Origin of the sequence: Haematobacter massiliensis (assembly GCF_000740795.1) — a bacterium.
Taxonomy (GTDB): domain Bacteria; phylum Pseudomonadota; class Alphaproteobacteria; order Rhodobacterales; family Rhodobacteraceae; genus Haematobacter; species Haematobacter massiliensis.
Genome location: NZ_JGYG01000005.1, coordinates 74,634 through 95,755 on the forward strand (window position 1 = coordinate 74,634; position 21,122 = coordinate 95,755).

Annotated in this window: 18 protein-coding genes; 8 read left to right on the forward strand and 10 right to left on the reverse strand. The window is 62.9% G+C overall.

The genetic code is table 11. From position 1 onward, the window contains the following. Nucleotides 1–65 precede the first annotated feature (65 nt). Nucleotides 66–1,475, reverse strand: a complete 1,410-nt coding sequence (locus CN97_RS09375; RefSeq protein WP_035710296.1) for a Vgb family protein — start codon at nt 1,473–1,475, stop codon at nt 66–68. A gap of 148 nt (nt 1,476–1,623) precedes the next feature. Here CN97_RS09375 and CN97_RS09380 point away from each other — a divergent pair, with 148 nt between their 5' ends. Next, nucleotides 1,624–2,463: an alpha/beta hydrolase gene (locus CN97_RS09380; RefSeq protein WP_035710303.1), complete on the forward strand. Its 840-nt coding sequence runs from the start codon at nt 1,624–1,626 to the stop codon at nt 2,461–2,463. Nucleotides 2,464–2,982: 519 nt separating this feature from the next. Continuing rightward, entirely contained in the window at nt 2,983–3,612 is a 630-nt protein-coding gene (locus CN97_RS09385; RefSeq protein ID WP_035710312.1) for a 5'-methylthioadenosine/S-adenosylhomocysteine nucleosidase, read from the forward strand. A 608-nt stretch (nt 3,613–4,220) separates the two neighbouring features. Here CN97_RS09385 and CN97_RS09390 read toward each other — a convergent pair. The 7 genes from CN97_RS09390 to CN97_RS09420 all read right to left on the reverse strand — a co-directional run bounded on the left by CN97_RS09390 (nt 4,221) and on the right by CN97_RS09420 (nt 13,259). Beyond that, a complete protein-coding gene (locus tag CN97_RS09390; RefSeq protein WP_035710316.1) occupies nt 4,221–5,510 on the reverse strand; it encodes an amidohydrolase family protein in 1,290 nt (429 codons plus the stop codon). Nucleotides 5,511–5,521: 11 nt separating this feature from the next. Continuing rightward, nucleotides 5,522–6,466 carry an ABC transporter permease gene (locus CN97_RS09395; protein ID WP_035710319.1) on the reverse strand — a complete coding sequence of 315 codons (945 nt, stop codon included), beginning with the start codon at nt 6,464–6,466 and terminating at the stop codon, nt 5,522–5,524. Next, entirely contained in the window at nt 6,463–7,512 is a 1,050-nt protein-coding gene (locus CN97_RS09400) for an ABC transporter permease (protein WP_035710321.1), read from the reverse strand. The genes CN97_RS09395 and CN97_RS09400 overlap by 4 nt, the downstream gene beginning before the upstream one ends. Then, a complete protein-coding gene (locus CN97_RS09405; protein WP_035710324.1) occupies nt 7,502–9,016 on the reverse strand; it encodes an ABC transporter ATP-binding protein in 1,515 nt (504 codons plus the stop codon). Before CN97_RS09405 ends, CN97_RS09400 begins: the two co-directional genes overlap by 11 nt. Next, the gene (locus CN97_RS09410) at nt 9,013–10,401 is read right to left on the reverse strand and encodes an amidase (protein ID WP_035710326.1); all 1,389 of its coding nucleotides are present in this window, start codon (nt 10,399–10,401) and stop codon (nt 9,013–9,015) included. Before CN97_RS09410 ends, CN97_RS09405 begins: the two co-directional genes overlap by 4 nt. A 2-nt stretch (nt 10,402–10,403) precedes the next feature. Next, complete coding sequence (locus CN97_RS09415; RefSeq protein ID WP_035710329.1) at nt 10,404–11,402, reverse strand: BMP family protein; 999 nt, start codon at nt 11,400–11,402, stop codon at nt 10,404–10,406. 945 nt (nt 11,403–12,347) lie between these two features. Then, complete coding sequence (locus CN97_RS09420) at nt 12,348–13,259, reverse strand: LysR family transcriptional regulator (RefSeq protein WP_051911109.1); 912 nt, start codon at nt 13,257–13,259, stop codon at nt 12,348–12,350. Between the two features lie 118 nt (nt 13,260–13,377). On the opposite strand from CN97_RS09420, the gene CN97_RS09425 reads away from it, so the two are divergent. The 6 genes from CN97_RS09425 to CN97_RS09450 are packed head-to-tail and all read left to right on the forward strand — an operon-like array spanning nt 13,378 to nt 20,229. After that, a complete protein-coding gene (locus CN97_RS09425) occupies nt 13,378–14,013 on the forward strand; it encodes an RraA family protein (RefSeq protein ID WP_035710330.1) in 636 nt (211 codons plus the stop codon). A 29-nt stretch (nt 14,014–14,042) separates the two neighbouring features. Beyond that, nucleotides 14,043–15,560 carry an ABC transporter substrate-binding protein gene (locus CN97_RS09430; RefSeq protein WP_051911110.1) on the forward strand — a complete coding sequence of 506 codons (1,518 nt, stop codon included), beginning with the start codon at nt 14,043–14,045 and terminating at the stop codon, nt 15,558–15,560. A 54-nt stretch (nt 15,561–15,614) separates the two neighbouring features. Continuing rightward, nucleotides 15,615–16,532 carry an ABC transporter permease gene (locus CN97_RS09435; protein WP_035710333.1) on the forward strand — a complete coding sequence of 306 codons (918 nt, stop codon included), beginning with the start codon at nt 15,615–15,617 and terminating at the stop codon, nt 16,530–16,532. Beyond that, nucleotides 16,498–17,427: an ABC transporter permease gene (locus CN97_RS09440; protein ID WP_084684071.1), complete on the forward strand. Its 930-nt coding sequence runs from the start codon at nt 16,498–16,500 to the stop codon at nt 17,425–17,427. The genes CN97_RS09435 and CN97_RS09440 overlap by 35 nt, the downstream gene beginning before the upstream one ends. Nucleotides 17,428–17,430: 3 nt before the next feature. Continuing rightward, nucleotides 17,431–19,050, forward strand: a complete 1,620-nt coding sequence (locus CN97_RS09445) for an ABC transporter ATP-binding protein (RefSeq protein ID WP_035710335.1) — start codon at nt 17,431–17,433, stop codon at nt 19,048–19,050. A gap of 9 nt (nt 19,051–19,059) precedes the next feature. Beyond that, nucleotides 19,060–20,229 carry an MFS transporter gene (locus tag CN97_RS09450; protein ID WP_035710337.1) on the forward strand — a complete coding sequence of 390 codons (1,170 nt, stop codon included), beginning with the start codon at nt 19,060–19,062 and terminating at the stop codon, nt 20,227–20,229. A 150-nt stretch (nt 20,230–20,379) separates the two neighbouring features. Here the strand turns inward: CN97_RS09450 and CN97_RS09455 are convergent, their stop codons facing one another. Together CN97_RS09455 and CN97_RS21450 are read right to left on the reverse strand one after the other, a co-directional pair. Further along, entirely contained in the window at nt 20,380–20,772 is a 393-nt protein-coding gene (locus tag CN97_RS09455) for a DUF892 family protein (RefSeq protein ID WP_088217103.1), read from the reverse strand. Beyond that, nucleotides 20,750–21,052 carry a DUF892 family protein gene (locus tag CN97_RS21450; protein WP_088217102.1) on the reverse strand — a complete coding sequence of 101 codons (303 nt, stop codon included), beginning with the start codon at nt 21,050–21,052 and terminating at the stop codon, nt 20,750–20,752. The genes CN97_RS09455 and CN97_RS21450 overlap by 23 nt, the downstream gene beginning before the upstream one ends. Nucleotides 21,053–21,122 lie beyond the last annotated feature (70 nt).

Sequence of the window (21,122 nt, forward strand, 5' to 3'; positions counted from 1 at the left end):
GTCGTCCGGCGGGAAAATGCTTGCGGCGGAGGCCACCGCCTCCGCCGCTGTCTCATGGCGCGGGATCAGTGCGTGGCGGGGGTGATCCGCCAAATCCGGTCGCCGACTGGGTCGTTCTCGCCGCGGGACTTGTTCACAGCGTAGATGTTGCCTTTGCCGTCGGCACGAAGCTGGTTCGGCATGCTGCCTGCGTCGAGGTTGGCCACGATCTTGCCATCGGTATCGACGACGGTGATCGTTCCCGCGCCCCGGTTGGCCACATAGGCCAGGCGGTTCACCGGGTCGAAGGCGACGTTCAGCGCACCGGCGCCGACTTCGACGTCATGGAGCACTTCGCCGCTGGTATTCGCAATCAGAAGGTTGTCGGTCTGCTGCGATGCCACGAAGATCAACCCGTCCTTCGCATCGAACGCCACACCGGAAGCACTGCGCGCGCCCGGAAGCGGGAAGACCTTCGTTTCACCTGTCGCCAGCGTGACGACCGCCGCTTCGTCCGAAAGCATGCTGACGGTGACGAGCGTGCCCCCCTCGGTGTCGATATCGAGGCTCATGACAGAGAAATCCCCGCCACGCTTGCCCGACTGAACCACGATGGGGTCCAGCTGCTCCAGCGTCTTGGTGTCAAAGACCTCGATATTGCCGGTCCCCGTCGCGCTCGCATAGGCACGGGAGTTGGCCTCATCAATCACCACATCGCGGGCGTGGGCGACAGCGCCCGGCTCAAACTGCTTGACCAGCGATAGATCGGACTGCTGGTAGACCGCGACGGTATTCTGACGCGTGTTGGTCACCCAGACATTGCCGTTCCTGTCATCCACCGCGACGCCGTAGACGGCGAACACGCCGCCATCACTACCGTCTGCCCGTGCGGGAGCGGCAGGAGGCGCGACCTGTGCCTGTACCTCGAGTGTCTTCGCATCGATCTTCAGCAGGGCGGAGTCCTTCACCGGCGGGCGGCCGATCGCAGAAGTGACGAAAACGGCATCGGTGGCATCGCTATGGGCGACCTGATAGAGTCCGCGTGTCACCAGACCGCTTTCGATAGCGAACTTTTCCTTGCCGGAGACAGGAACATCGGGAGAGATTTTCAGCTCCACGACCGTGGCCGCCGCCGGTTTCTCTGCAATGACGACGATCGGTTGCAGCCCGGTGACGGCGTCGGCATCCAGCGTCAGATCGAACGAGAACTTGCCCTCTGCGTCGACAATGATCGGCCCGTCGGTATTGAGCACCGTCGGGCCACGGAGCAGTGTGATCTCCTGCCCAGGGATCAGGCGGTCACCGGCGATCCTGACCTTGCCACCTTTCAGGATGGCGCTGCCCGGTGCATCAGAGGCGGCGCGAACCATCCCCGCAAATCCGTCTGCGGAGGGGGTGAAGATCGTGTCGGCCAGAGCGGGGTTCGCCGCGGTTGCAAGAATCAGCGCCGTCACACCCAGCGAGGCGCGCAGGCGGCTGAACGGAAGAATGGCCATGTCGGGACTCCTTGACCTCATGTCATCAGTCACTTGGCTGCCCGGGATTGTCCGGTCTGGCTTGGTTCGCGTGCAGCACTATATTTCCGACAAACTTTGTCAACCACAACCGGCGCGACCAGCGTTGGTCTCTATATGAAGAGACACCATGCGGCAGATGGTAAAGGTGGGGCCGGAGCACGCCCTGCGACAAGCGGAACTGCTCATACTGCGCAGCGAAAATCCCACACATGAAATGGTGGAAAGAACTGTGGCCACAGGACCGGGGCACCGCATCTTCCTTGCCATCCCCCGGATCAGGCCACCGCAGAGCGGATGGCCCATCCTGTATCTGCTCGATGGCAATGCAGCCTATGACTATCTGACACCCGCGCATCTCGCCCTCGCCCCGGGGCTGGTCGTCGCCGGTATCGGTTATGACACCGACCGGCAGTTCGCACGGGAGCGCCGCACTCTGGATTTCACCGCCCCTGACGGTCCTGGCGATGGTATCCGGCCCGACCCTGTCCACACCGGTCGTCTTGCCGGGGGAGGAGCGGTGTTTCTGGATCGGCTCACCGGGCCTTTGCGGGAGGCGGCAGAGCGGGGGTTGCGGATCGACCCGCAGCGCCGGACACTCTGGGGCCATTCCTTCGGTGGTCTTTTCACGCTCTACGCGCTGCTCTCGCGGCCCCGCGCCTTCACGCGCTACGCCGCCATCAGCCCGTCGATCTGGTGGGATGAGCCGCTGATCCGACGCGTTGCCGCACAATCCGCGGCTCTCGATCCGCCACCGCCGCTGCTCGTCGCACTCGGCGACCGCGAGAAGCGGTCAGGAAGCGACGGCCCGACGCCGGACGGCCCTGCCCCCGCCACGATACGCTTCCTCGAAACATTGCGGGAGTTTCCCGGACTGCGGCCCGTCTTGCATGTGCTCCACGAGCATGCCCACATCCAGACCCTCCCAGGCTCGCTGCCGCTGGTGATCCCGTTTGCGGCTGAGGAGTGATCGCCCTCGACCAAGGCGCATTCGCGGAAATCGTCTAACCGGCGCGCGCTCCGCATCGTTCGCCCCGCGCGCGGGGCGAAGCTGACGGAACGGCTCGCGCGGCGGATCGGGGCACGCTTGCTTCCGCACGGGCAGTGTTTTCGCGGGTGGCGCCGGACGCGCCAGCCCTCGCACGGGTGTCGCTGCCCGAAAAGCATCTCTGTCGCCAAGGGCCCCCGGCCAGCAGCGCCCGCGCGGGTGTGGCTGCGCTTAACGGAAAGCATTCGTTCCTCCGTACAGACATCACAACACCTTTCCGATCACACCCTCTGCACGGGCTTTCCGCCTCTGCCGGTCGCGGCAATGCGTGTCGCGCGTCTGGCTCCTTCCGCCTTCGTGGCGGGGCATCGCGCTTGAGAAAACCGCCGCGACTGGCGCATCGTCGGGGTTTCATCAAGCTGTCATCCATCTGGCCGCTCCCCGATCCTTGACCAGATGCTCTGGGCCATGCCAGTTCTGTGCGGCAACTCAGGGAAGACCATGGCCGCGACAACCAATCTTCTAGCTGGTATTCCAGTTCTCTTCGTCATGGCGACCGAGGCGGAATACGGCCCTGCCCTGCGCGCCCTCATCACGCCGTTGATCACCGGGGTCGGGCCGGTGGAGGGCGCGGTGGTCCTGACCGCTGCCTTGGCCGAAATGCGGCAGCGACCGCGACTGATCGTTTCGCTCGGCTCCGCCGGGTCACGGACCCTGGATCAGGCGCGTGTCTATCAGGTTTCCAAGGTCGCCTATCGCGATATGGACGCATCGGCTTTGGGATTTGAACGCGGTCTTACACCGTTTCTTAACCTGCCCGTGCAGATCGACCTTTTGCATCGCATTCCCGGCCTGCCCGATGCCAGCCTCTCTACCGGAGGAAATATCGTCAGCGGCACAGCCTATGATCGGATCGAGGAAGATATGGTGGACATGGAAACCTTTGCCCATCTCCGCGCCGCGCACCGCTTCGGTATTCCCCTGATCGGCCTGCGCGGAATATCTGACGGCGCCGCTGAATTGACCCATGTCACGGACTGGACCCAGTACTTGCATCTCATCGACGAACGGCTTGCGGCTGCGATTGCCATGCTCCGCACCGCTCTGGAAGACGAGGCGCTGAACATCTGAGGGAGGTTGCTTCTGCGCTCCGGCCTTGGGAGCGCGGGGAACCGGCAGGCGGGCACAAGATCGGACCGAAACCGCTCAAGTGCAGGTTATCGCGAGCCTGATGCTCCGACATGGACTTACCGCAGGCTGCGGTCAGAGACATTGAGCGCAAAGCAGGAAGCCTGCGCCGCACATGGCGGGCGCCATTGGAGAGATCGTCTCGATCACGACTGCAATCCTATCCGGTCAGCACCCTTCCGCTATCTGGATCCTCTGGATGGGCGTATCGATTTAAGCGCCCACGCTCCCCGGGGATCTTCAGAACTCCAGCCATGTCTCTTCCTGCAATCAGCCGGTCGAGGGGATGCGGAGACGGTCGCCATCCAGCAACCCTCTGTCCGTCGGGTCGAGCGAGCGTAGCACTCCCCCTCCCCGTCTTCCCCGGCCGGCTCCTGGCCACGCCGCGCAGGCGGGGCACTTGATGTAGAGCGACAACTCCTCCCCGCTCGAAAGGGTCTCATACATTCATGGCCATTATCGACCTTGGCTCGTTCGTTCCGCGTTGCTCGACAGCCTTCTCGACAGGGTCGCAGCTTTGAGATGCAACGCCGGACAGGAGGTGGCAGGTCTTAGCAGGCCGGGCGGAAATCCAGCCCTGGATCAATGCTGGTGGGACGGTCCTTGAGCGAGAGCGCGGCCGTCACGGCCGGTGTCCGGCTGATCACACGCCCGCCACGGAGCACGAAAAGCCGCGTCGGCTTGAGCCGAATGGCCTCCGTCACATCGGCGGCCTGCAAGACCACCATATCGGCCCTGCAGCCCGGGGCCAAACCGTAATCCGCAAGGCCCATCGCCCGCGCCGGGTTCAGCGTGACCGCCTCGAAAAGCCGGGTCTTGTCCGCGACGCTGCCCATCTGTGCGACATGGACGGCCATATGTGCGACCTCGATCATGTCTGCCGCGCCCATGGAATACCAGGGGTCCATGCAGCAATCCTGCCCCAGAGAGACATTGATCCCCGCCGCCATCAGCTCCGGCACCCGTGTCATGCCGCGCCGCTTCGGATAGGTGTCATGTCGTCCTTGAAGCATGATGTTGATGAGAGGATTGGGGATCGCATGGATTTGCGCCTCCACCATCAGCGGGATGAGCTTGGAGACGTAGTAATTGTCCATGGAATGCATAGAGCTGAGATGCGAACCCGTCACCCTCCCCTCGAGACCGAACCGGATTGTCTGCGCGGTCAGCGTTTCGACATGACGGCTCAAGGGGTCATCGGTCTCATCGCAATGCATGTCGACCCGGAGGCCACGGTCTGCGGCGATACGGCAGAGCGCTTCGACGGAGGCACGGCCCTCTTCCATGGTACGTTCGAAATGCGGGATGCCGCCGACGATCTCCACCCCCATGTCCAACGCCCGTTCCAGCGCGGCGGCGCCGTCAGGCGTGCGGTAGTAACCATCCTGGGGGAAAGCCACCAGTTGCAGGTCGATGTAGTCCCGGACGCGATCGCGGACTTCCAGAAGCGCCTCTGCCGTCACCAAGCGTGGATCGGAAGTATCCACATGGCTGCGGATGTGCAAAAGACCCTGGCTGACCGCGAGATCGCAGTAGCGGAGCGCCCGCTCCACCAGCGCCTCCCTTGTCAGCAACGGGCGGAGCTCCCCCCAGAGTGCGATACCCTCCAGCAACGTGCCCGAGACGTTCATCCGCGGCAGCCCAAGAGAGAGGGTCGCATCCATATGGAAATGCGGATCACAGAAGGCGGGGCTGACGAGCCGCCCGGTGGCGTCGATCACCTGACCTGCCTCGGCGGTAATCCCCGGCTCCACCGCGGCGATGTGACCGGCTCTTATGGCAATATCGACGCCTTGTCGCCCATCGGGAAGGTTGGCATTGCGGACCAGGGTATCGAACATCGGATGGCCTTTCAGCGTTCGCCGCGGCGATAGGGTTGCATGAGCGCCTGCGGCACGCGGGCGCGGCGCGCCATGACCGCCAACGCGACAATGGCGAGCACATAGGGTGTCATGAGGAATATCTGATAAGGGATCTGGCCGCTGAAACCAGCCTGAAGACGGAGTTGAAACGCATCGAAGAACGCGAAAAGCAGCGCCCCTGCAAGCGCGCGGAGAGGCCGCCACGAAGCAAAGACCACCAGCGCGATACAGATCCATCCCCGCCCCTGCACCATGGTCGGGATAAAACTGTCGAAGGCCGAGAGCGTGAGGAACGCCCCTCCAACGCCCATCAGGGCCGAACCCGCGATCACCGCTCCATAGCGCACAACCATCGGATTGATCCCCTGCGCTTCGGCGGCATGGGGGTTTTCGCCGGTCATGCGGATCGCGAGGCCAAGCGGCGTACCGAAAAGGAGCCAGGCCATCAGCAGCGCCAGCGCAAAAGCGAGGTAGGTGGGCGCGGTCTGGGTGAACAGCGCCGGGCCGAAGAACGGCAAATCCGACAGGCCGGGGATGACGAGCGGAGCAAAGGGCGTGATCTTGGGCGGGGTGCCTTGGATCGCGACAAGCAGCCGAAAGAGATAGTAGCTGAGGCTCGAGGCGAAAAGCGTGATCCCAAGGCCCACGACATGCTGTGAAAGGCCGAGCGTCACCGTCAATACGGCATGGAGCAGGCCAAAGAGCGCCCCCGCAGCCGCAGCCACGATCAGCCCCGTCCAGAGATCATACCCGTGAAAGACCGCCAGCCAGCCAATCATGGCACCAAAGGTCATGATCCCCTCGATTCCTAGATTGAGCACCCCCGCTCGCTCGCAGAGCAGCGCGCCCAGCGTGCCAAGGATCAGCGGTGTCGCAATCCGCAGCACTGCCGCCCAGAGACCGGCGGAGGCGAGTATGTCCAAAAGAGCTATCATCGACGGATCCTGTACTGCGTGAAGAACAGCGCAACGAGCATCGACAGCAGGGCAACCGACACGGTGACATCCGCAATGTAACTTGGAACAGCGAGCGCCCGGCTCATGGCATCGGCGCCCACGAACATCGCGGCGGTGAAGAGCGCGGCAAGGACAACCCCAAGCGGGCTGAGGTTCGCCAGCATTGCCACCACGATGCCAGAGTAACCGTAACCCGGAGAAAGTTCCGTCGTCACATAGCCCATGACGCCCATCACCTCCATCGCGCCCGCGAGGCCCGCCAGCCCCCCCGAGATCACGGCGATCCCGATCAGCGTTCGCCGGAGAGGCACCCCCGCAAAAGCCGCACCTGCCGGACTCAGACCCGCCGCCCGCCCCTGCATCCCGAAAACGGTTCGCGCCTGAACCCACTGGATCACGATCGCCAACCCCAGGGCGATGATCAGGCCAACATGCAGCCGCGACCGTGCCACGATGGCCGGCAGGGTTGCATTACCATCGACCGGGATCGACTGGGGCCAGCCGAAAGCCATCGGATCCTTCAGCACTGTGTCGATCAGCATGGAGACGAAGAGAATGGCGACGAAGTTGAGCAGAAGAGTTGTCACCACCTCATCCACCCCGAAGCGGAGCCGGAGCCACAAGGGAATGAGCAGAAGGACAGCTCCGGCAGCGGCACCTGTCAGGAACAGCAGCGGGATTTGAACGAATGCGGGCAATCCGGCAAGAGCCGTGCCGCTTATCGCTGCAACCGCTATGGCGCCCATGTAGAATTGACCCTCCCCGCCGATGTTCCACAGCCGCGCCCGGAACGCGACAGCGGCGGCAAGCCCTGTCAGGATCAACGGGATCGCCCGCGTCAGGGTCTCCGTTATTGCGAGCCGGGAGCCAAAGGCGCCGCTGGCGATCCGGCCGAACGCATCCAGCACGGGAGCGCCCGCAATGGCGATAAGCCCTCCGGTAAGGAGCAGCGCGACTGCAACAGCGATCAGCGGCGCAAGCATGATGAGCGCCGCAGGCCGTTCTGCACGGCGTTCAAACCGCATCTGTCGCCTCCCACTCTCCCGCCATCATCAGACCGAGCCGCCTTGCATCGGCGGACTCCGTCGGAATGGCGGGCGAAAGGCGTCCGCCCATGATGGCGTGAATCCGATCCGACAGCGCCATGACCTCCTCCAGATCTTCAGAGATGAGCAGGATCGCCGTACCCTGCCGCCGGGCGTCGAGCAGGCGCTCGTGCACAGCCGCGACGGCTCCCTCGTCCAGCCCGCGCGCCGGCTGCGCGGCGATGAGGACGCGAGGACGTTCGATCAGGTTGCGGCCAAGGATGAGCTTCTGCATGTTCCCCCCTGAGAGCAGCCGAATTCGGCTGGTCGGTGTGCCGCCCCGCACGTCGAACCGGGTGATGATCTCCTGCGTGCGCGCGATGGCCGCCTGCTGATTGACGAGACCAAGGCGAGAGTACTGTGCAAGACGCTCCAGCACGACATTCTCCCACAACGTCATCTCCCCAACCGTCCCCTCATGGTTCCGGTCCTCCGGGATCCGGCCGATCCCCGCCGCTATGGCCATGGGAACCGTCAGCCGGTCCAGCCGCTCTCCGTTCAGCATGAGATCGCCCTCCGTCCAGCGTGTCATGCCGCCCAGCACCTTTGCGAGCGGTGCCTGACCGTTCCCGGACACCCCTATAACGCCAAGGATCTCGCCCGCATGGAGGCGGAAGCTCACGGATTTCAGCCGATCCACGCCCCCCTCCCGAAGCGACAACCCTGCTGCCTCCAGAACGATTGGGCCAGGCGTCGCAGGCGCGCGGCGCGGGCGTTCAACCGCGCGACCCACCATCAGTTCGGCCAGTTCGCCCTTGCTCGTCTCCGCCGCGCGCCGCTCCGCCACGAGCTTCCCGCCACGGAGAACCGCCACCCGATCGGCGGTGGCCATCACCTCCTCCAGCTTGTGTGAGATGAAGATCAGCGACAGACCCTGCCGGGCCATCTCCTTGAGGGTGGAGAACAGGCGGGCGGATTCCTGAGTCGTCAGAACGGCGGTCGGTTCGTCAAGAACAAGGATTTGCGCATCGTTATAGAGCGCCTTGAGAATCTCCACCCGTTGCTGCTCTCCCACCGAGAGATCACCCAGTCGCGCTTCCGGCACGACGCTGAGACCGAACCTGTCGGAGATCGCCATGAGTTTTGCCCGCGCGGCCCCTGTCGCAGAGCGCGGGCGCCAGAGGCTCTCCGTCCCCGTCATCACGTTCTCCAGCACCGTAAGATTGGGCGCGAGTGAGAAGTGCTGGTGCACCATGCCGATCCCCGCTCGTATCGCCGCGCGCGGTCGGCCCGGTGGCAGATCCGCGCCCATGACCCGGATATGGCCTGTATCCGGGGTGTAATGGCCAAAAAGAATGCTCATCAGCGTCGTCTTGCCTGCGCCATTCTCTCCCAGCAGAGCGAGGATCTCTCCCCTTCCCAATGTCAGCGTAATCGCGTCGTTCGCCAGCGTATTGCCAAAGCGTTTGGAGACATCGACGATCTCGAGCACGGCATCGGTCATGCGGGATTTCCCATTGGATTGGTCCAACGCTCCTCGGCTTCCAGCAGCCCGGCGAGCGCCAACAGCACCCCCTCCGACCCAATCGGCGCGATCATCTGGATCGGAAGCGGCAGGCCCTCCGCATCCGCGCCGAAGGGTATGGTGATCGCAGGACAACCCGAGACATTGGCCAGCGTCGAGACCGGAGCAAAACCCGACATCGCCTTGAAATGCCGGTTGGTATCCGTCTCAGTCGTCGGCAACCAGCCAATGGGCCGCGGCGGACCCGTCAACATTGGAGTGAGCAGCACATCCACCCGGCCGAACAGGCCGGAGACTGCGTGGCTGACATGCGGAAGTTCGGCAATCACCTGCCAGAAGTCCGTGGCGGCTATCGCTTGTCCCTCCGCGATCACACGCTGCGTCAGTGGTTCTGCGCGCGCCGGATCCAGCCGTTCGGAAGTGACGAAGGCGGCGAGGTTCACCGTGACAAGGGCACGGAAGATCCGATCGCTCGCTTCCACTTGGGCGCGGATATCGGCCCAGTCGAGGGTCACGATCCGGTGCCCGTGCGTCGTGAGCGTCTCTGCCGCAAGCTCCACCGCCTCACAACGCGAAGGATCCGTCGCCGGTGCGGTTTCCGTTAGGAGACCAATTCTCAGAAGGCGCGGGTCAACCTCGGAATAGCGCGTGGGGAAAAGCGGGCCGCGTGCCACCTCCGTCACCACCGGGAAAAGCCGGGCAGCATCACGGACGGACCGGCAGATGGCAAACTCGCTGGCAATGCCGCCCAGATGATTGCCAAACTCAGGTCCCTCCACCACCGATCCCCGGCCCGGTTTCAATCCCACGAGCCCGCAACAGGCCGCTGGTACGCGGATGGATCCGCCTGCATCCGTGGCATGGGCGATCGGGACGATACCCGCCGCCACCGCTGCTGCGGCACCGCCAGAGGAGCCGCCTGCGCTGAGCCTCGGCTCCAGCGGATTGTGCGCCATCGGGCCAATGGCCGGTTCACTGGCCAGCGACAGGCCGAACTCCGGGCTGGTCGTCAGTCCGAACGGCAGCAACCCCGCCCGGCGAAATTCTCTGGCAAGGCAGGAGTCCTCCGCCGCCATAGGCTCGACCATGCCGGAGCCGAGGCGGAGGGGCAGGCCCGCGAACGGTCCGCCCAGATCTTTTGCGAGCGTCGGAACACCCGCGAAGACAGCATGGCGCCGAGGCGAGTCCGGGGCCAGCGCGTCGAACTCTGCGGCGGCCTGGCGCCCAGCGGCGGCGTCCAGCCAGGCCACTGCACCGAGAGCGGAAAGACGGTCTGCGGCAGAGAGCGCCTCCGCCATCGCCTCTCCCGCCGAAATATCCCCATTCAGGATCGCCGTGGCGAGCGCAGTTGCATCAGACGGCACGATCAGCCCTTGGTCGGGTCCGCGAAGTTCTGCGGCACTGCGAAGGCCCCGCTGCGGATCTGCGCGTGAACCGCCTCCATCGCGGCCTCCGCTTCTGCCGGTGCCACGCCTTTGACATAAGCGATATCGCTGCCGCCCTCCTTCATCAGCCCATAGGCCGTGTAGTCGCGACCGGCGGACTTGCCTGCCTGAGCATCCGCGATGGCGGCGTTCAGGATCGGGCGGAACCCCCAAAGAGCATTGGCAAAGACCGTGTCGGGATACATCGGCGTGTAGTCGATGAGCGAGCCGACGGCCTTGATCCCACGTTCCTTCGCGGCGTCCGCGGTGCCGATGCGTTCGCCGAACAGGATGTCCGCACCCGCGTCGATCAGGGCGAGGCCAGCCTCCCGCGCCTTGGGCGGGTCGAAGAAAGTGCCAATAAAGGTCGTGGTGTGGCGGGCCTTCGGGTTGACCGCCTTTACGCCCTCGGCAAAGGCATTGATAAGGAGGTTGATCTCCGGGATCGGAATGGCTCCCACCGAACCGAGCCGGTTTGTCTTGGTCATCTTGCCGGCGAGCATCCCGGCAAGATAGGCGCCGTCGTAATTCCAGGTTCCAAACACCCCGAAATTATCGCCGGATGGCTTGCCGCTCGACCCCATGACGAAGGCGGTACCGGGATAGTCGGTCGCCACATCGCGGGCCTGTTTCTCTACCGGGAAAGTCTCGCCGATGATGAGCTTGGCGCCCTGCTCCGCATATTCCCGCATGGCGCGCGGATAGTCTGTCGCGGACACACCTTCCGAAAATACATACTCGATCGTGCCTTCCGCGGCCGCATCCCGGAGCGCCTTGTGAAGGACGGAGTTCCAGGCGTTCTCCACCGGCGAGCCATGGATACCCGCCACCTTGATCGGGGTTGCTGCACGAAGAAGCGCTGGCATGAAGAGGGCAGCCGTGCCGATGACAAGCCCGCTTTGCAGCAGCCGCCGCCGCGTAGGTGTGGTGAAGGACGTCATGATCTGTATCCCCGTAGAGTTCTTACTGTTTTTCGAGAGCTAGAGAGAGGCATCGTCCGCTGTCAACGGAGTCCGCTTCCCGCTCTCCTGCAGAGCGACGTCATATCACCAATTGCTTAATAATGCGCCAAACGAGCGATCGCTTGAATGGATGGACGACTGCCAATCAGGAGTTCACACATGCTTATAGAGCCGCAAGAACGCTCCTCACCGCTTCGCGGGAGAAGTTCAACAGCTTCGTTGCATCCGTTCAGACACGGAGAGGTCCGACCGGGTAACCACGGCACCGCAGTGCTGGATTTTCCTCGCTCATCATCGGCGGCGTCGTCTGTTGACGACGCTGGAGACGCTGGAGACGCTGGAAATTCACACGAGGCATCGGCGTACCACCGCTTCCGCGATGCATCCCGTCCGGCGGTCAGCACGCTATTAATAATCGCCCATCGTCGGCATTCTGGATCGCAGTATTCTCGGCTCATCGCTTCAGGGCCGGCGCCCTCGACACTGCGGGATCTCGCGACTTTCTCCACCGGCAGGTGGCACTATCCTTGCGAACCACCGCCGAATTCCGCCCCGGAATAGAATACATCATCTCCCTTAGCGGGACGCCAGAAAGCCGCCCCCTCCGGTTTCGGCGGGGAATAGCGTCGTTCTTATCGACTCGCGGCCGATTGAGTGTCCAGACCGCGCACATATGGCATGGGCTTGGCGCGCTCCGGACCAAGACAAAGGGAATAGTCCCCGTGAGCAACTTCGTACGCGAGAGGATGCTCGCCGATCGCCCATTGAGTCTCTTCGGGCCGCGACGCAGGGTGAATTGTATCTTTTCATCCTGCGCAGCGTAGAGAGGACTTCGGAAGTCCGGCCTCGAACACCGCATTCCTGCAGTGTCCCGCAAAACGATGGACGACAGCGCTAACGGCAGTTCATAGCGACCGACATCCGTCAGATCAGGCTCTGGGTAAAGGCTTCGTCCGAGAAGCCCCGGATGTCTCGACAGATAGCGGCAACCGCTGCAAAGAAGTCGCGATACGAGTCGTTCCGGTAGGTCGCGAAATAGTTGAGTTTCGGAAGTAGCACCGGCGTGCGCACGACTTGCAGGCGCCCTGCCTGTATGTATCGCGCGAAGAAGGTGCGGGGCAAGATGGTGATCCCCATGCCCGTCGCCGCCATCTCTGCCAGAGCGCCCATGTTGTTGCAGTTGATCCGCTTGCGAAATCGCAGCGCCTCGTTGTCAATCACCGCATGGAGCATGGGCCGCAGGATCGAGGACGCGGATTGAGACAGCAGAGTTAGGTCCAGCAACTCTGAACGTGTCAACTCAGTCCGACCATCGATCAGAGCTGGGCTGCACATCCATTCCAACTCCAGATCGTCCAGCGGCGCTTCGACGAACTGCGGCACCATCGTGCTATAGGGGCAGATGATGAAATCGACCTTCCGGTCCAGCAATCTCTCGACCAGCACACTGCTGAGGTCCACCTCCGGCTCGATTTCGATGCCCGGATAGCGTTGCCGGAGCCGCTCCACCAGTTCTGGCAGCCAGGAGATCGCCACGAGATCCGTCACGCCCAGCCGGATTTTCATCGGCGCGGCATCACTACCACGGGCAGAACTGACCAGCCGGTCGCTCAGCCGAAGCATCTGTTCGGCGATATCGCGGATCGCTTCGCCGCGGACGGTCAGTACCGATTGACGGCCCGAGCGTTCAAACAACGGATCGGTGAAATGGCTCTCCAATTCGCTTATCCGCTTGGAGATCGTTGATTGCGCCACATTCAGATACTCCGCCGCCGCTTCAAAGCTGCCGAGCGTGGAAGACCAATAGATCGCTTCGAGTTGTTTGATCGTGAACATGCGAAACTCATGCAAAAAATGCACTAGTTATGGTCAATTAATATCGCTTTTTTAGCAAGTAGGGAAGACGTACATTTTTCTGACATGGCGATGACACGCCAACGTCTTGGGGGAATTCATGACGATCCGAGAGTATCCACCGGCACCGCAAGTGCCCGTCGATCTGCTACGCGATTATGCCGGGACTGCAAGCTCGATCATCAGCGACTGCCTCGACCGGTTGCCTGGTGCCGTGGGGCTCATGCCGTATCACGCTACGGAGACGATCATCGGGACTGCCTTTACCGTGCGGACCCGGTCGGGCGACAACTTTGCCATCCATGCCGCGCTGAACCTGGTGCGGCCGGGCGATGTGATGGTCGTCGACGGTGGTGGCGACATCACCCAAGCGCTGATCGGCGAGATCATCGTGCAGAAGGCGATGGCGGTCGGCCTCGCGGGTTTCGTCATCGACGGGGCGATCCGCGATGTCGATTCGATCCGTAAGCTCGGGCTGCCGGTCTATGCCCGCGCAGTCACCCATCGCGGCCCTTACAAGAATGGCCCCGGCGTATTGAACCAGCCGATCGCGGTCGGGGGCAGCGTGGTCATGCCAGGTGATCTCGTGGTAGGCGATGCCGATGGCATCGTGACCCTGCCTCCAGAAACCGCTGCCGAGATTCTACCTGCCGTCCGCGCCAAGGAGGAGCACGAGCGTCAGAAGATCGCGGAGATTCGCAGCACATTAACGGAGATCACCCGCCGCGCGGGATAAGACTTATATTGTCGAAGGGGAGGAGCCTTATGCGACATCTGGGAGTTTTGGCCGCAGCAACGCTGCTGGCCGCTACAGCCGCCATTCCCGCCCTTGCCGGGCCGGAGACGGAAGTGAGGATCGTTCTGCCCGCCGGGCCTGACCGGCTTGATCCCTGTGAAACACCACGTTCGGTTATCGGCAGGATCATCAAGCAGAACGTGGTAGAGACTCTCGTCGAACTGAACTACGACGACGCCTCGCTTATCCCGCGGCTGGCCGAAAGCTGGACCCAGGACAGCCCGACGGAGTGGACTTTCAAGCTGCATCCCGGCGTGACCTTCCATGACGGCGCGCCATTCGATGCGCAGGCCGTCATCAAGGCGTTGGAACGCACGATCGATCCCGCGCTGACCTGCATCACCCGGACGAAGTACTTCGACGGAGTGGATATCAAGGCGGAGGCGGTCGATCCGCTGACCGTCAAGTTCACCACTGCGAAGCCGAGCCCCATTCTGCCGACGCTTCTGGCGCAGATGGCGATCTCGTCGCCAAACACCCCCATGGGCGTCTATACGAACGAGCCTGTCGGCACCGGCCCATATCGCTTCGTCAGCTGGACACAGGGCCAGGACGTGGTGATCGAGCGCAATGATGGCTACTGGGGCGCCGCCCCGACGATCACTAAGGCCACCTATGTCTGGCGCGCGGAATCCTCCGTCGTTGCCGCGATGGTGCAGACCGGAGAGGCCGATCTCGCCTTCTCCATTGCACCGCAGGATGCGACGAATACGGAGATGGACAAGGTCTATCCGAATTCCGACAGCGCGATGTTCCGCCTCAGCGTCGACATCCCTCCCCTGAACGATATCCGTGTACGCAAGGCCATCAACCTCGCCATTGACCGTGAAGCCTTCCTGGGGACCATAATCTCCGATCAGGCGGTGGTCGCGACACAGCAGGTTGGCCCTAATGTCCTCGGGTGGAACCCGGACCTGGTGCCTTGGAAATACGATCCCGACGAGGCAATGCGGCTGCTGGCCGAGGCCAAGGCGGATGGCGTGCCGGTTGACACGGAGATGCGGCTCATCGGCCGCCCGGCAATGTTCTCCAACAGCAACGAATTCGTGCAGGCTGTGGGCGAGATGCTGCGCGGAGTCGGGCTCAACGTGAAGATGGAAACGCTGGAGATGTCGCAATGGTTGGAAGTGGCCAACAAGCCCTTCGATCCGGCGCGCAGGCCCAACATCTTCCTGACGATGCATGACAACAACAGCGGCGATGCGGCCTTTACCGTCTACTTCAAGTATCACTCCAACGGACGGCAGAGCGAACTGCATAACCCCAAGCTCGACGCGATGATTGAGGAGGCTTCTACCCTGTCGGGCGATGCCCGTGCGACCGCCTATCACGAGGTGTTCCGCATGATCTATGAAGACATCGTTTCGGACGTGCCTCTGTTCTACATGGTCAACTACATGCGCATCGGGCCGCGGGTCCAGTTCACGCCGACCATCGCCAACGCGGTCGAACTCCAGCTGTCGAAGCTGCAGCTGACCTCAAGCTGACCGCCCGCCGGGGCGTGAATGCCCCGGCCTCCCATCCCAGATCGGAGGTGCCCTATGGGCGATTTCATCTTCAGGCGATCAATGCAGAGCATTCTGTCGCTGGTCTTCCTCATCATCGTCGTCTTCATCCTCGCCCGCATGACCGGGTCTCCCGCCCAGCTGTTCCTTCCGCCAGAGGCAACGCAGCAACAGATCGATGCCTACAACGCGCTGCACGGGTTCGACGACCCGCTGCTGGTCCAGTTGGGCAACTTCATTCTCGGCGTGTTTCAGGGTGATTTCGGCGAGTCGCTGCGGTATTCGCGCCCCGCCCTCGATATGGTGCTTGAGGCGTTTCCAACCACGCTGGCGCTGGCTGCGGTGACAATGCCTTTGGTGCTGATCATCTCTATCGTGACCGGTGCGCTCGCCGCTTATCGGCCCGGCGGCCTCTTCGACCGGATCGCCAGCCTGATCTCGCTGATCGGGGCCAGTACACCGAACTTCTGGGTCGCCATCGTCGGCGTGCTGATCTTCTCCGTCACGCTGAAGGTCCTGCCGACGTCGGGCACCGGAACCTGGGCACATTGGGTCCTGCCGGTGGCTGTGCTGACGCTGCGCCCCGCGGGGGTGTTGGTTCAAGTGATGCGTACCTCGATGATGACAGCGCTTTCCTCGGTCTATGTCAAGGCGGCGAAGGCGAAGGGCGTTAAGGCGCGGACGATCATCTTTGTCCATGCCCTGCGGAACTCGCTCCTCCCGGTGATTACCGTCGCCTCCGACCAAGCGGCCGGCATCGTAAATGGCGCCGTGATCGTCGAGACCGTCTTCGGCTTCCCCGGTATCGGCAAGCTGATGATCGATTCCGTCCTGATGCGCGATTTCGCGGTTATCCAGGCGGCCATCCTCGTGACCGCGCTCGCGGTCTTCCTCATCAACATCATTGTGGATATCTCCTATGCCTTCGTCGACCCCCGCATCCGCCACAGCTGAGCTGTCGGCCGCGTCCGGGCGTCGCAGGTCTTCGGTCCTGCTGCGGTCCCTGCTCCGTGACCGCTACGCCACGGCATCGCTGATCTTCCTTCTGATCGTGCTGATCTGTGCGATCATCGGCCCGTCGCTTCTCGCGGAGCAGGCCCGTTCGCTGAACCTGCGCGGCAGAAACGCGCCGCCCTTCTCGCTCGAGAACGGCTGGATGTTTGTTCTGGGCGGTGACGCGCTCGGCCGCAGCCTGCTTGCCCGGATTATCGTGGCCAGCCAAAACACCCTTCTTATCGCAGGCAGTGCCGTCTTCCTCTCGATGCTGGTTGGCGGATTCCTCGGGCTTGTCGCCGGCTATCGGGGTGGCAAAGTCGGTGCAATTCTGCTGCGGCTGGCAGATGCGATCATGAGCTTTCCGTCGATGCTGCTGGCCGTCATTGTGCTCTTCGTTTTCGAACCGGGTGTGATGAACGTGGTGCTCGTGCTGGCCGTATCGCGCATCCCGATCTTTATGCGCACCGTCCGTGCGGAGGTGCTGGAGCTGAAGCAACGGATGTTCGTTACTGCCGCCCGCGCGATGGGCGCGAAGAAAAACCGCATCCTGCTGCGCCACATCGCGCCGATGCTGCTGCCCACGCTCATCAATCTGGCGGCACTGGAGATGGCCTTTGTCATGTTGGTCGAATCCGGCCTCAGCTTCCTCGGCATCGGCATCCAGCCGCCCGACGTGACATGGGGCCTGATGGTGGCGGATGGGCGCAACTATCTCGGCTCCGCCTGGTGGCTTGCTTTCTGGCCTGGCCTCGCGATCATGCTTGTCGCGATGTCCCTCAATCTGCTGTCCAACTGGCTGCGCATCGTCACCGATCCGGTAGAACGCTGGCGCCTTGAAACCGAAGCGAGGTAGACAATGGCGCCCCTTCTTTCCGTCAAGAACCTCTCGATCCAGTTTCCATCCCGTTCGGGCGTCGTACGCGCCGTCGAGAATGTGACCTGGCATGTCGACGCGGGAGAGACGCTCGCCATACTCGGCGAAAGCGGGTCAGGAAAATCGGTCAGTGCCTCAGCGGTGATGAACCTGATCGAGACGCCGCCCGCCGTCATCTCGCAGGGGGAAATCCTGTTCGAGGGACTGGACCTGCTGAAAGCAGATGAGGAGACACGTCGCCGGATCAACGGCCGAAGCATCTCCATGATCTTCCAGGATCCGCTTGCGGCGTTGAATCCGGTCTATTCGATCGGCTGGCAGATCGCCGAGACGCTGCGCGTTCATGGCACGCCTAGCGATCAGGCTCAGGCCCGCGTAGTAGAACTGCTGGCGCGTGTCGGCATCGCCGAGCCGGAGCGCCGAATGAAGGACTATCCGCACCAGTTCTCGGGCGGGCAGCGGCAGCGTATCATGATCGCCTCGGCCATCGCCCTGAAACCGAAGCTTCTCATCGCCGATGAGCCGACCTCGGCGCTGGACGTGACCGTGCAGGCGCGGGTGCTAGAGCTTCTAAAGGAAATCCAGGCCGAGAACGGCATGGGCATGGTGCTGATCACGCACGATCTGTCGGTCGTGGAGCGGGTGGCGGACCGCGTGGTGGTGATGCAGGCGGGCCAGATCGTGGAGACCGGCACCGCGGCGCAGGTGATGAACAACCCCCAGCATAGCTACACCCGCCGCCTGCTGGATGCAGTGCCGGGGCGCAAGGGCTTTACCACAGCCACCGAGGCTAAGGGTGCGCCGCTCCTGGAGGTGCGAAATGTAACGAAGATATACGGCGGGCTCGCGCGCCAGTTCTCCAAACTGAAGATCGCGCCGGTGAAGGCTGTCGATGACGTCTCCTTCACCATGGCAAAGGGCGAGACCCTGGGTGTGGTGGGCGAATCCGGTTCTGGCAAGTCGACACTCGCTCGGATGATCCTCGCCCTGGACGAGCCGAGCGACGGCACGATTCATTTCGACGGTCAGCCCCTCACTGGCTTGACCGAGGCAGAAGACTACAAGATGCGCCGCCGGGTGCAATTCGTGTTCCAGGATCCGACCGCCTCGCTCAATCCTCGGATGACGGTGCAGCAGATCATCGCTGAACCCTGGGCGATTCATCCCGATGTCTTGCCGCGCGGGCAATGGCGCGCACGGGTGGGCGAGCTTCTGGAGCAGGTAGGGCTGAAACCTGATCATGCCAACCGCTATCCCCACCAGTTCTCGGGTGGACAGCGCCAGCGGATCGCCATCGCGCGTGCTCTGGCGCTGAAGCCGGAACTCATCGTCTGCGACGAGGCGGTCTCAGCGCTCGACGTGTCGATTCAGGCGCAAGTGATCGACCTGCTGAAGGATTTGCGCCGCGACTATGGCCTGTCCTATGTCTTCGTCGCCCATGATCTGGCGCTGGTGCGGGATTTCGCAACATCGGTTCTGGTGATGTATCGTGGCAGAATTGTGGAACAGGGTCCCGTGGCGCAGGTTTATGACAACCCGCAGCATGACTACACGAAGGCCTTGTTGAAGGCCGGGGCGAGCATCCCGGTTGAGGCGGCATAGGACGGCAGAGTGACCCAAAGACCCCGGCGTCAGATCCTGACGCCGATCCTCCTACCGATATTGGCGGCCGGGCTGCTGGTGCAGGCGACGGTGCCGCTGGCCCGGATTCTTACCACCTATTCCGCTCTGGAGGCTGGCTTCGGACCAAAGGTCATCGGCCTTTTGTCTGCGGCCTTCGCGATCCTGCCGGTTTTTCTGACTGTCCTTCTCGGCCGGTTCAATGACCGGGGCGGAGCCAGGGGCGCGGCAATGGCGGGCTCCATCGGATTATTGATCGCCTGTCTGGCCCTGTGGCTGCTGCCGCCGTCGCTCTTTGGCCTGCTGGCCGCGACGGCGCTCCTGGGCATCGCGCAGACGCTGGTGCTGGCCTCGATGCAACTGATGATCTCGCGCAGTTCCAGCCGGATGCATCGCGATGCAGTGCTGGGCAATTATATGGTCGCCGTCTCGCTCGGCCAGGCGCTGGGGCCGCTGTTTCTGGGCGTGGCCGACGGTCGGCCTCATGGGGCCGCCATTCCGGTTTTGGGAGCGGCCCTGCTGGTAGTGGCCATGCTCCAGCTGATACGGGTCTCTCCCAGCCGCAAGCGCGACGGCGATCGCGCCGAAATCCCGCTGTCGGAGATCGCCGCAACCCCCGGCCTGCCGTGGCTTATCATTCTGGGCAGCATCTGCGTTGCCTCGCAGGATCTGATCCTTGCTTTCCTGCCTTTGCTTGGGGTTGAGCGCGGTATCGCCCCCGCCGCCATCGGTATCCTGCTAAGCTTGCGCGCGGGTGCCGCAATGGTGTCGCGCATCTGCTTCAGCCGGGCGGTTCGCCTTCTGGGCCGCGGTCGGCTACTGCTGGCGGCAACGCTGATGGGCGGGCTTGGGCTGCTGGGGATCAGCCTGCCCCTGCCGGTCTGGGGGCTGGCAGTAGCCTTAGCGCTTACCGGCTTCGGCGTTGGTATCGCGCTGACAAGCACAGTATCGTTGACGATGGTGATAGCCCCCCCGGCCGCCCGCGGAACTGCCCTCTCATTGCGCCTGACCGCGAACCGCATCGCGCAGTTCACGATTCCGATCATCGCTGGTGTCGCCGTCGGATCATTCGGCGCAGCAGGAGTTCTAGGCGTTTCCGGAGCAGCCCTGATGACCGCCACGCTGATGGCGCCACGGGCCTTTCGCCAGAAGAAGTTCTGAGACCGGATTGAGTGGGGGGTGGCCAAACTCCTGGACCAATGCCGATTCAGAATCCGGCTCCTTGGCGATTGGAGGAAAGGTTGCCCGCCACTCCAGATCAGCCGTGAAGGCAGACGCTAGAACGGCCAGCAACATATATGTCCCAACCGTTCATAGGATAATATGGGCGAGCATCGCTGCCTGAATGTCCGCGCCTCTCGCCGTAGCCGCTCCCGTTCCATATTCAAGGCGCAGAAGCCGCGGGCGCCAGCCTCCGCCGGACGATCTTGCAAGAACCAGCATCATCTGGCCCGGTCCCGACGGGGAGGGGCTGTCCGTGGCGATTTCCGCCATCAACTCCGCCGGCTCTTTCAGTCCAACTGCCTTCGCGCAGGCGATGAGGGAGCCATATCGCGAGGTCTCGTAGTGCTCGGCTGCTTGCGCCGCAGCAAGAATACCGGCTTCAAGCGTAAGCTGACCTTTAAAGTCCTCCATGACCTCATCGGCTTCTGCAGTAATACCGTTAACGGCATCGCAGGTCTTATCGCACGCAGCTTTTCCCAATCATATCGAACACCTGCCGAAGCGGTTCGATATGCGTACCCGTTTCGTCGCGATGCGAGGCGAATGCTTGCTTGAGATCCGGATCAGACGCGCCGCTCGCCAGCTTCTTAAGTGCCGTCAGTAGCTTTTTTCGGCATATCGGCATAATAGATATCCCGAAGGGTTTCATGAAAGAGCGTATCGAGCGTCTTGGCGGGCATGGAGATTTCCTCACGGCAACGGTGCTATCGAACGCAAGGCAATGAAGCGTATGACAGAGGCCTAGGCCTAGCATGCTCATTGGTTACGAACGCTCGGTGCATCGGGAGGTCGAGCGCCACTTGGAAACGGGTGCAGCCGCCAACCAGCAG

Coding starts and splice junctions, on each gene's coding strand:
- CN97_RS09380 (WP_035710303.1), top strand. CDS start 1,624: ATGCGGCAGATGGTAAAGGTGGGGCCGGAGCACGCCCTGCGACAAGCG.
- CN97_RS21450 (WP_088217102.1), bottom strand. CDS start 21,052: ATGAGCATGCTAGGCCTAGGCCTCTGTCATACGCTTCATTGCCTTGCG.
- CN97_RS09435 (WP_035710333.1), top strand. CDS start 15,615: ATGGGCGATTTCATCTTCAGGCGATCAATGCAGAGCATTCTGTCGCTG.
- CN97_RS09395 (WP_035710319.1), bottom strand. CDS start 6,466: ATGATAGCTCTTTTGGACATACTCGCCTCCGCCGGTCTCTGGGCGGCA.
- CN97_RS09375 (WP_035710296.1), bottom strand. CDS start 1,475: ATGGCCATTCTTCCGTTCAGCCGCCTGCGCGCCTCGCTGGGTGTGACG.
- CN97_RS09405 (WP_035710324.1), bottom strand. CDS start 9,016: ATGACCGATGCCGTGCTCGAGATCGTCGATGTCTCCAAACGCTTTGGC.
- CN97_RS09440 (WP_084684071.1), top strand. CDS start 16,498: ATGCCTTCGTCGACCCCCGCATCCGCCACAGCTGAGCTGTCGGCCGCG.
- CN97_RS09420 (WP_051911109.1), bottom strand. CDS start 13,259: ATGTTCACGATCAAACAACTCGAAGCGATCTATTGGTCTTCCACGCTC.
- CN97_RS09385 (WP_035710312.1), top strand. CDS start 2,983: ATGGCCGCGACAACCAATCTTCTAGCTGGTATTCCAGTTCTCTTCGTC.
- CN97_RS09400 (WP_035710321.1), bottom strand. CDS start 7,512: ATGCGGTTTGAACGCCGTGCAGAACGGCCTGCGGCGCTCATCATGCTT.
- CN97_RS09445 (WP_035710335.1), top strand. CDS start 17,431: ATGGCGCCCCTTCTTTCCGTCAAGAACCTCTCGATCCAGTTTCCATCC.
- CN97_RS09390 (WP_035710316.1), bottom strand. CDS start 5,510: ATGTTCGATACCCTGGTCCGCAATGCCAACCTTCCCGATGGGCGACAA.
- CN97_RS09415 (WP_035710329.1), bottom strand. CDS start 11,402: ATGACGTCCTTCACCACACCTACGCGGCGGCGGCTGCTGCAAAGCGGG.
- CN97_RS09430 (WP_051911110.1), top strand. CDS start 14,043: ATGCGACATCTGGGAGTTTTGGCCGCAGCAACGCTGCTGGCCGCTACA.
- CN97_RS09425 (WP_035710330.1), top strand. CDS start 13,378: ATGACGATCCGAGAGTATCCACCGGCACCGCAAGTGCCCGTCGATCTG.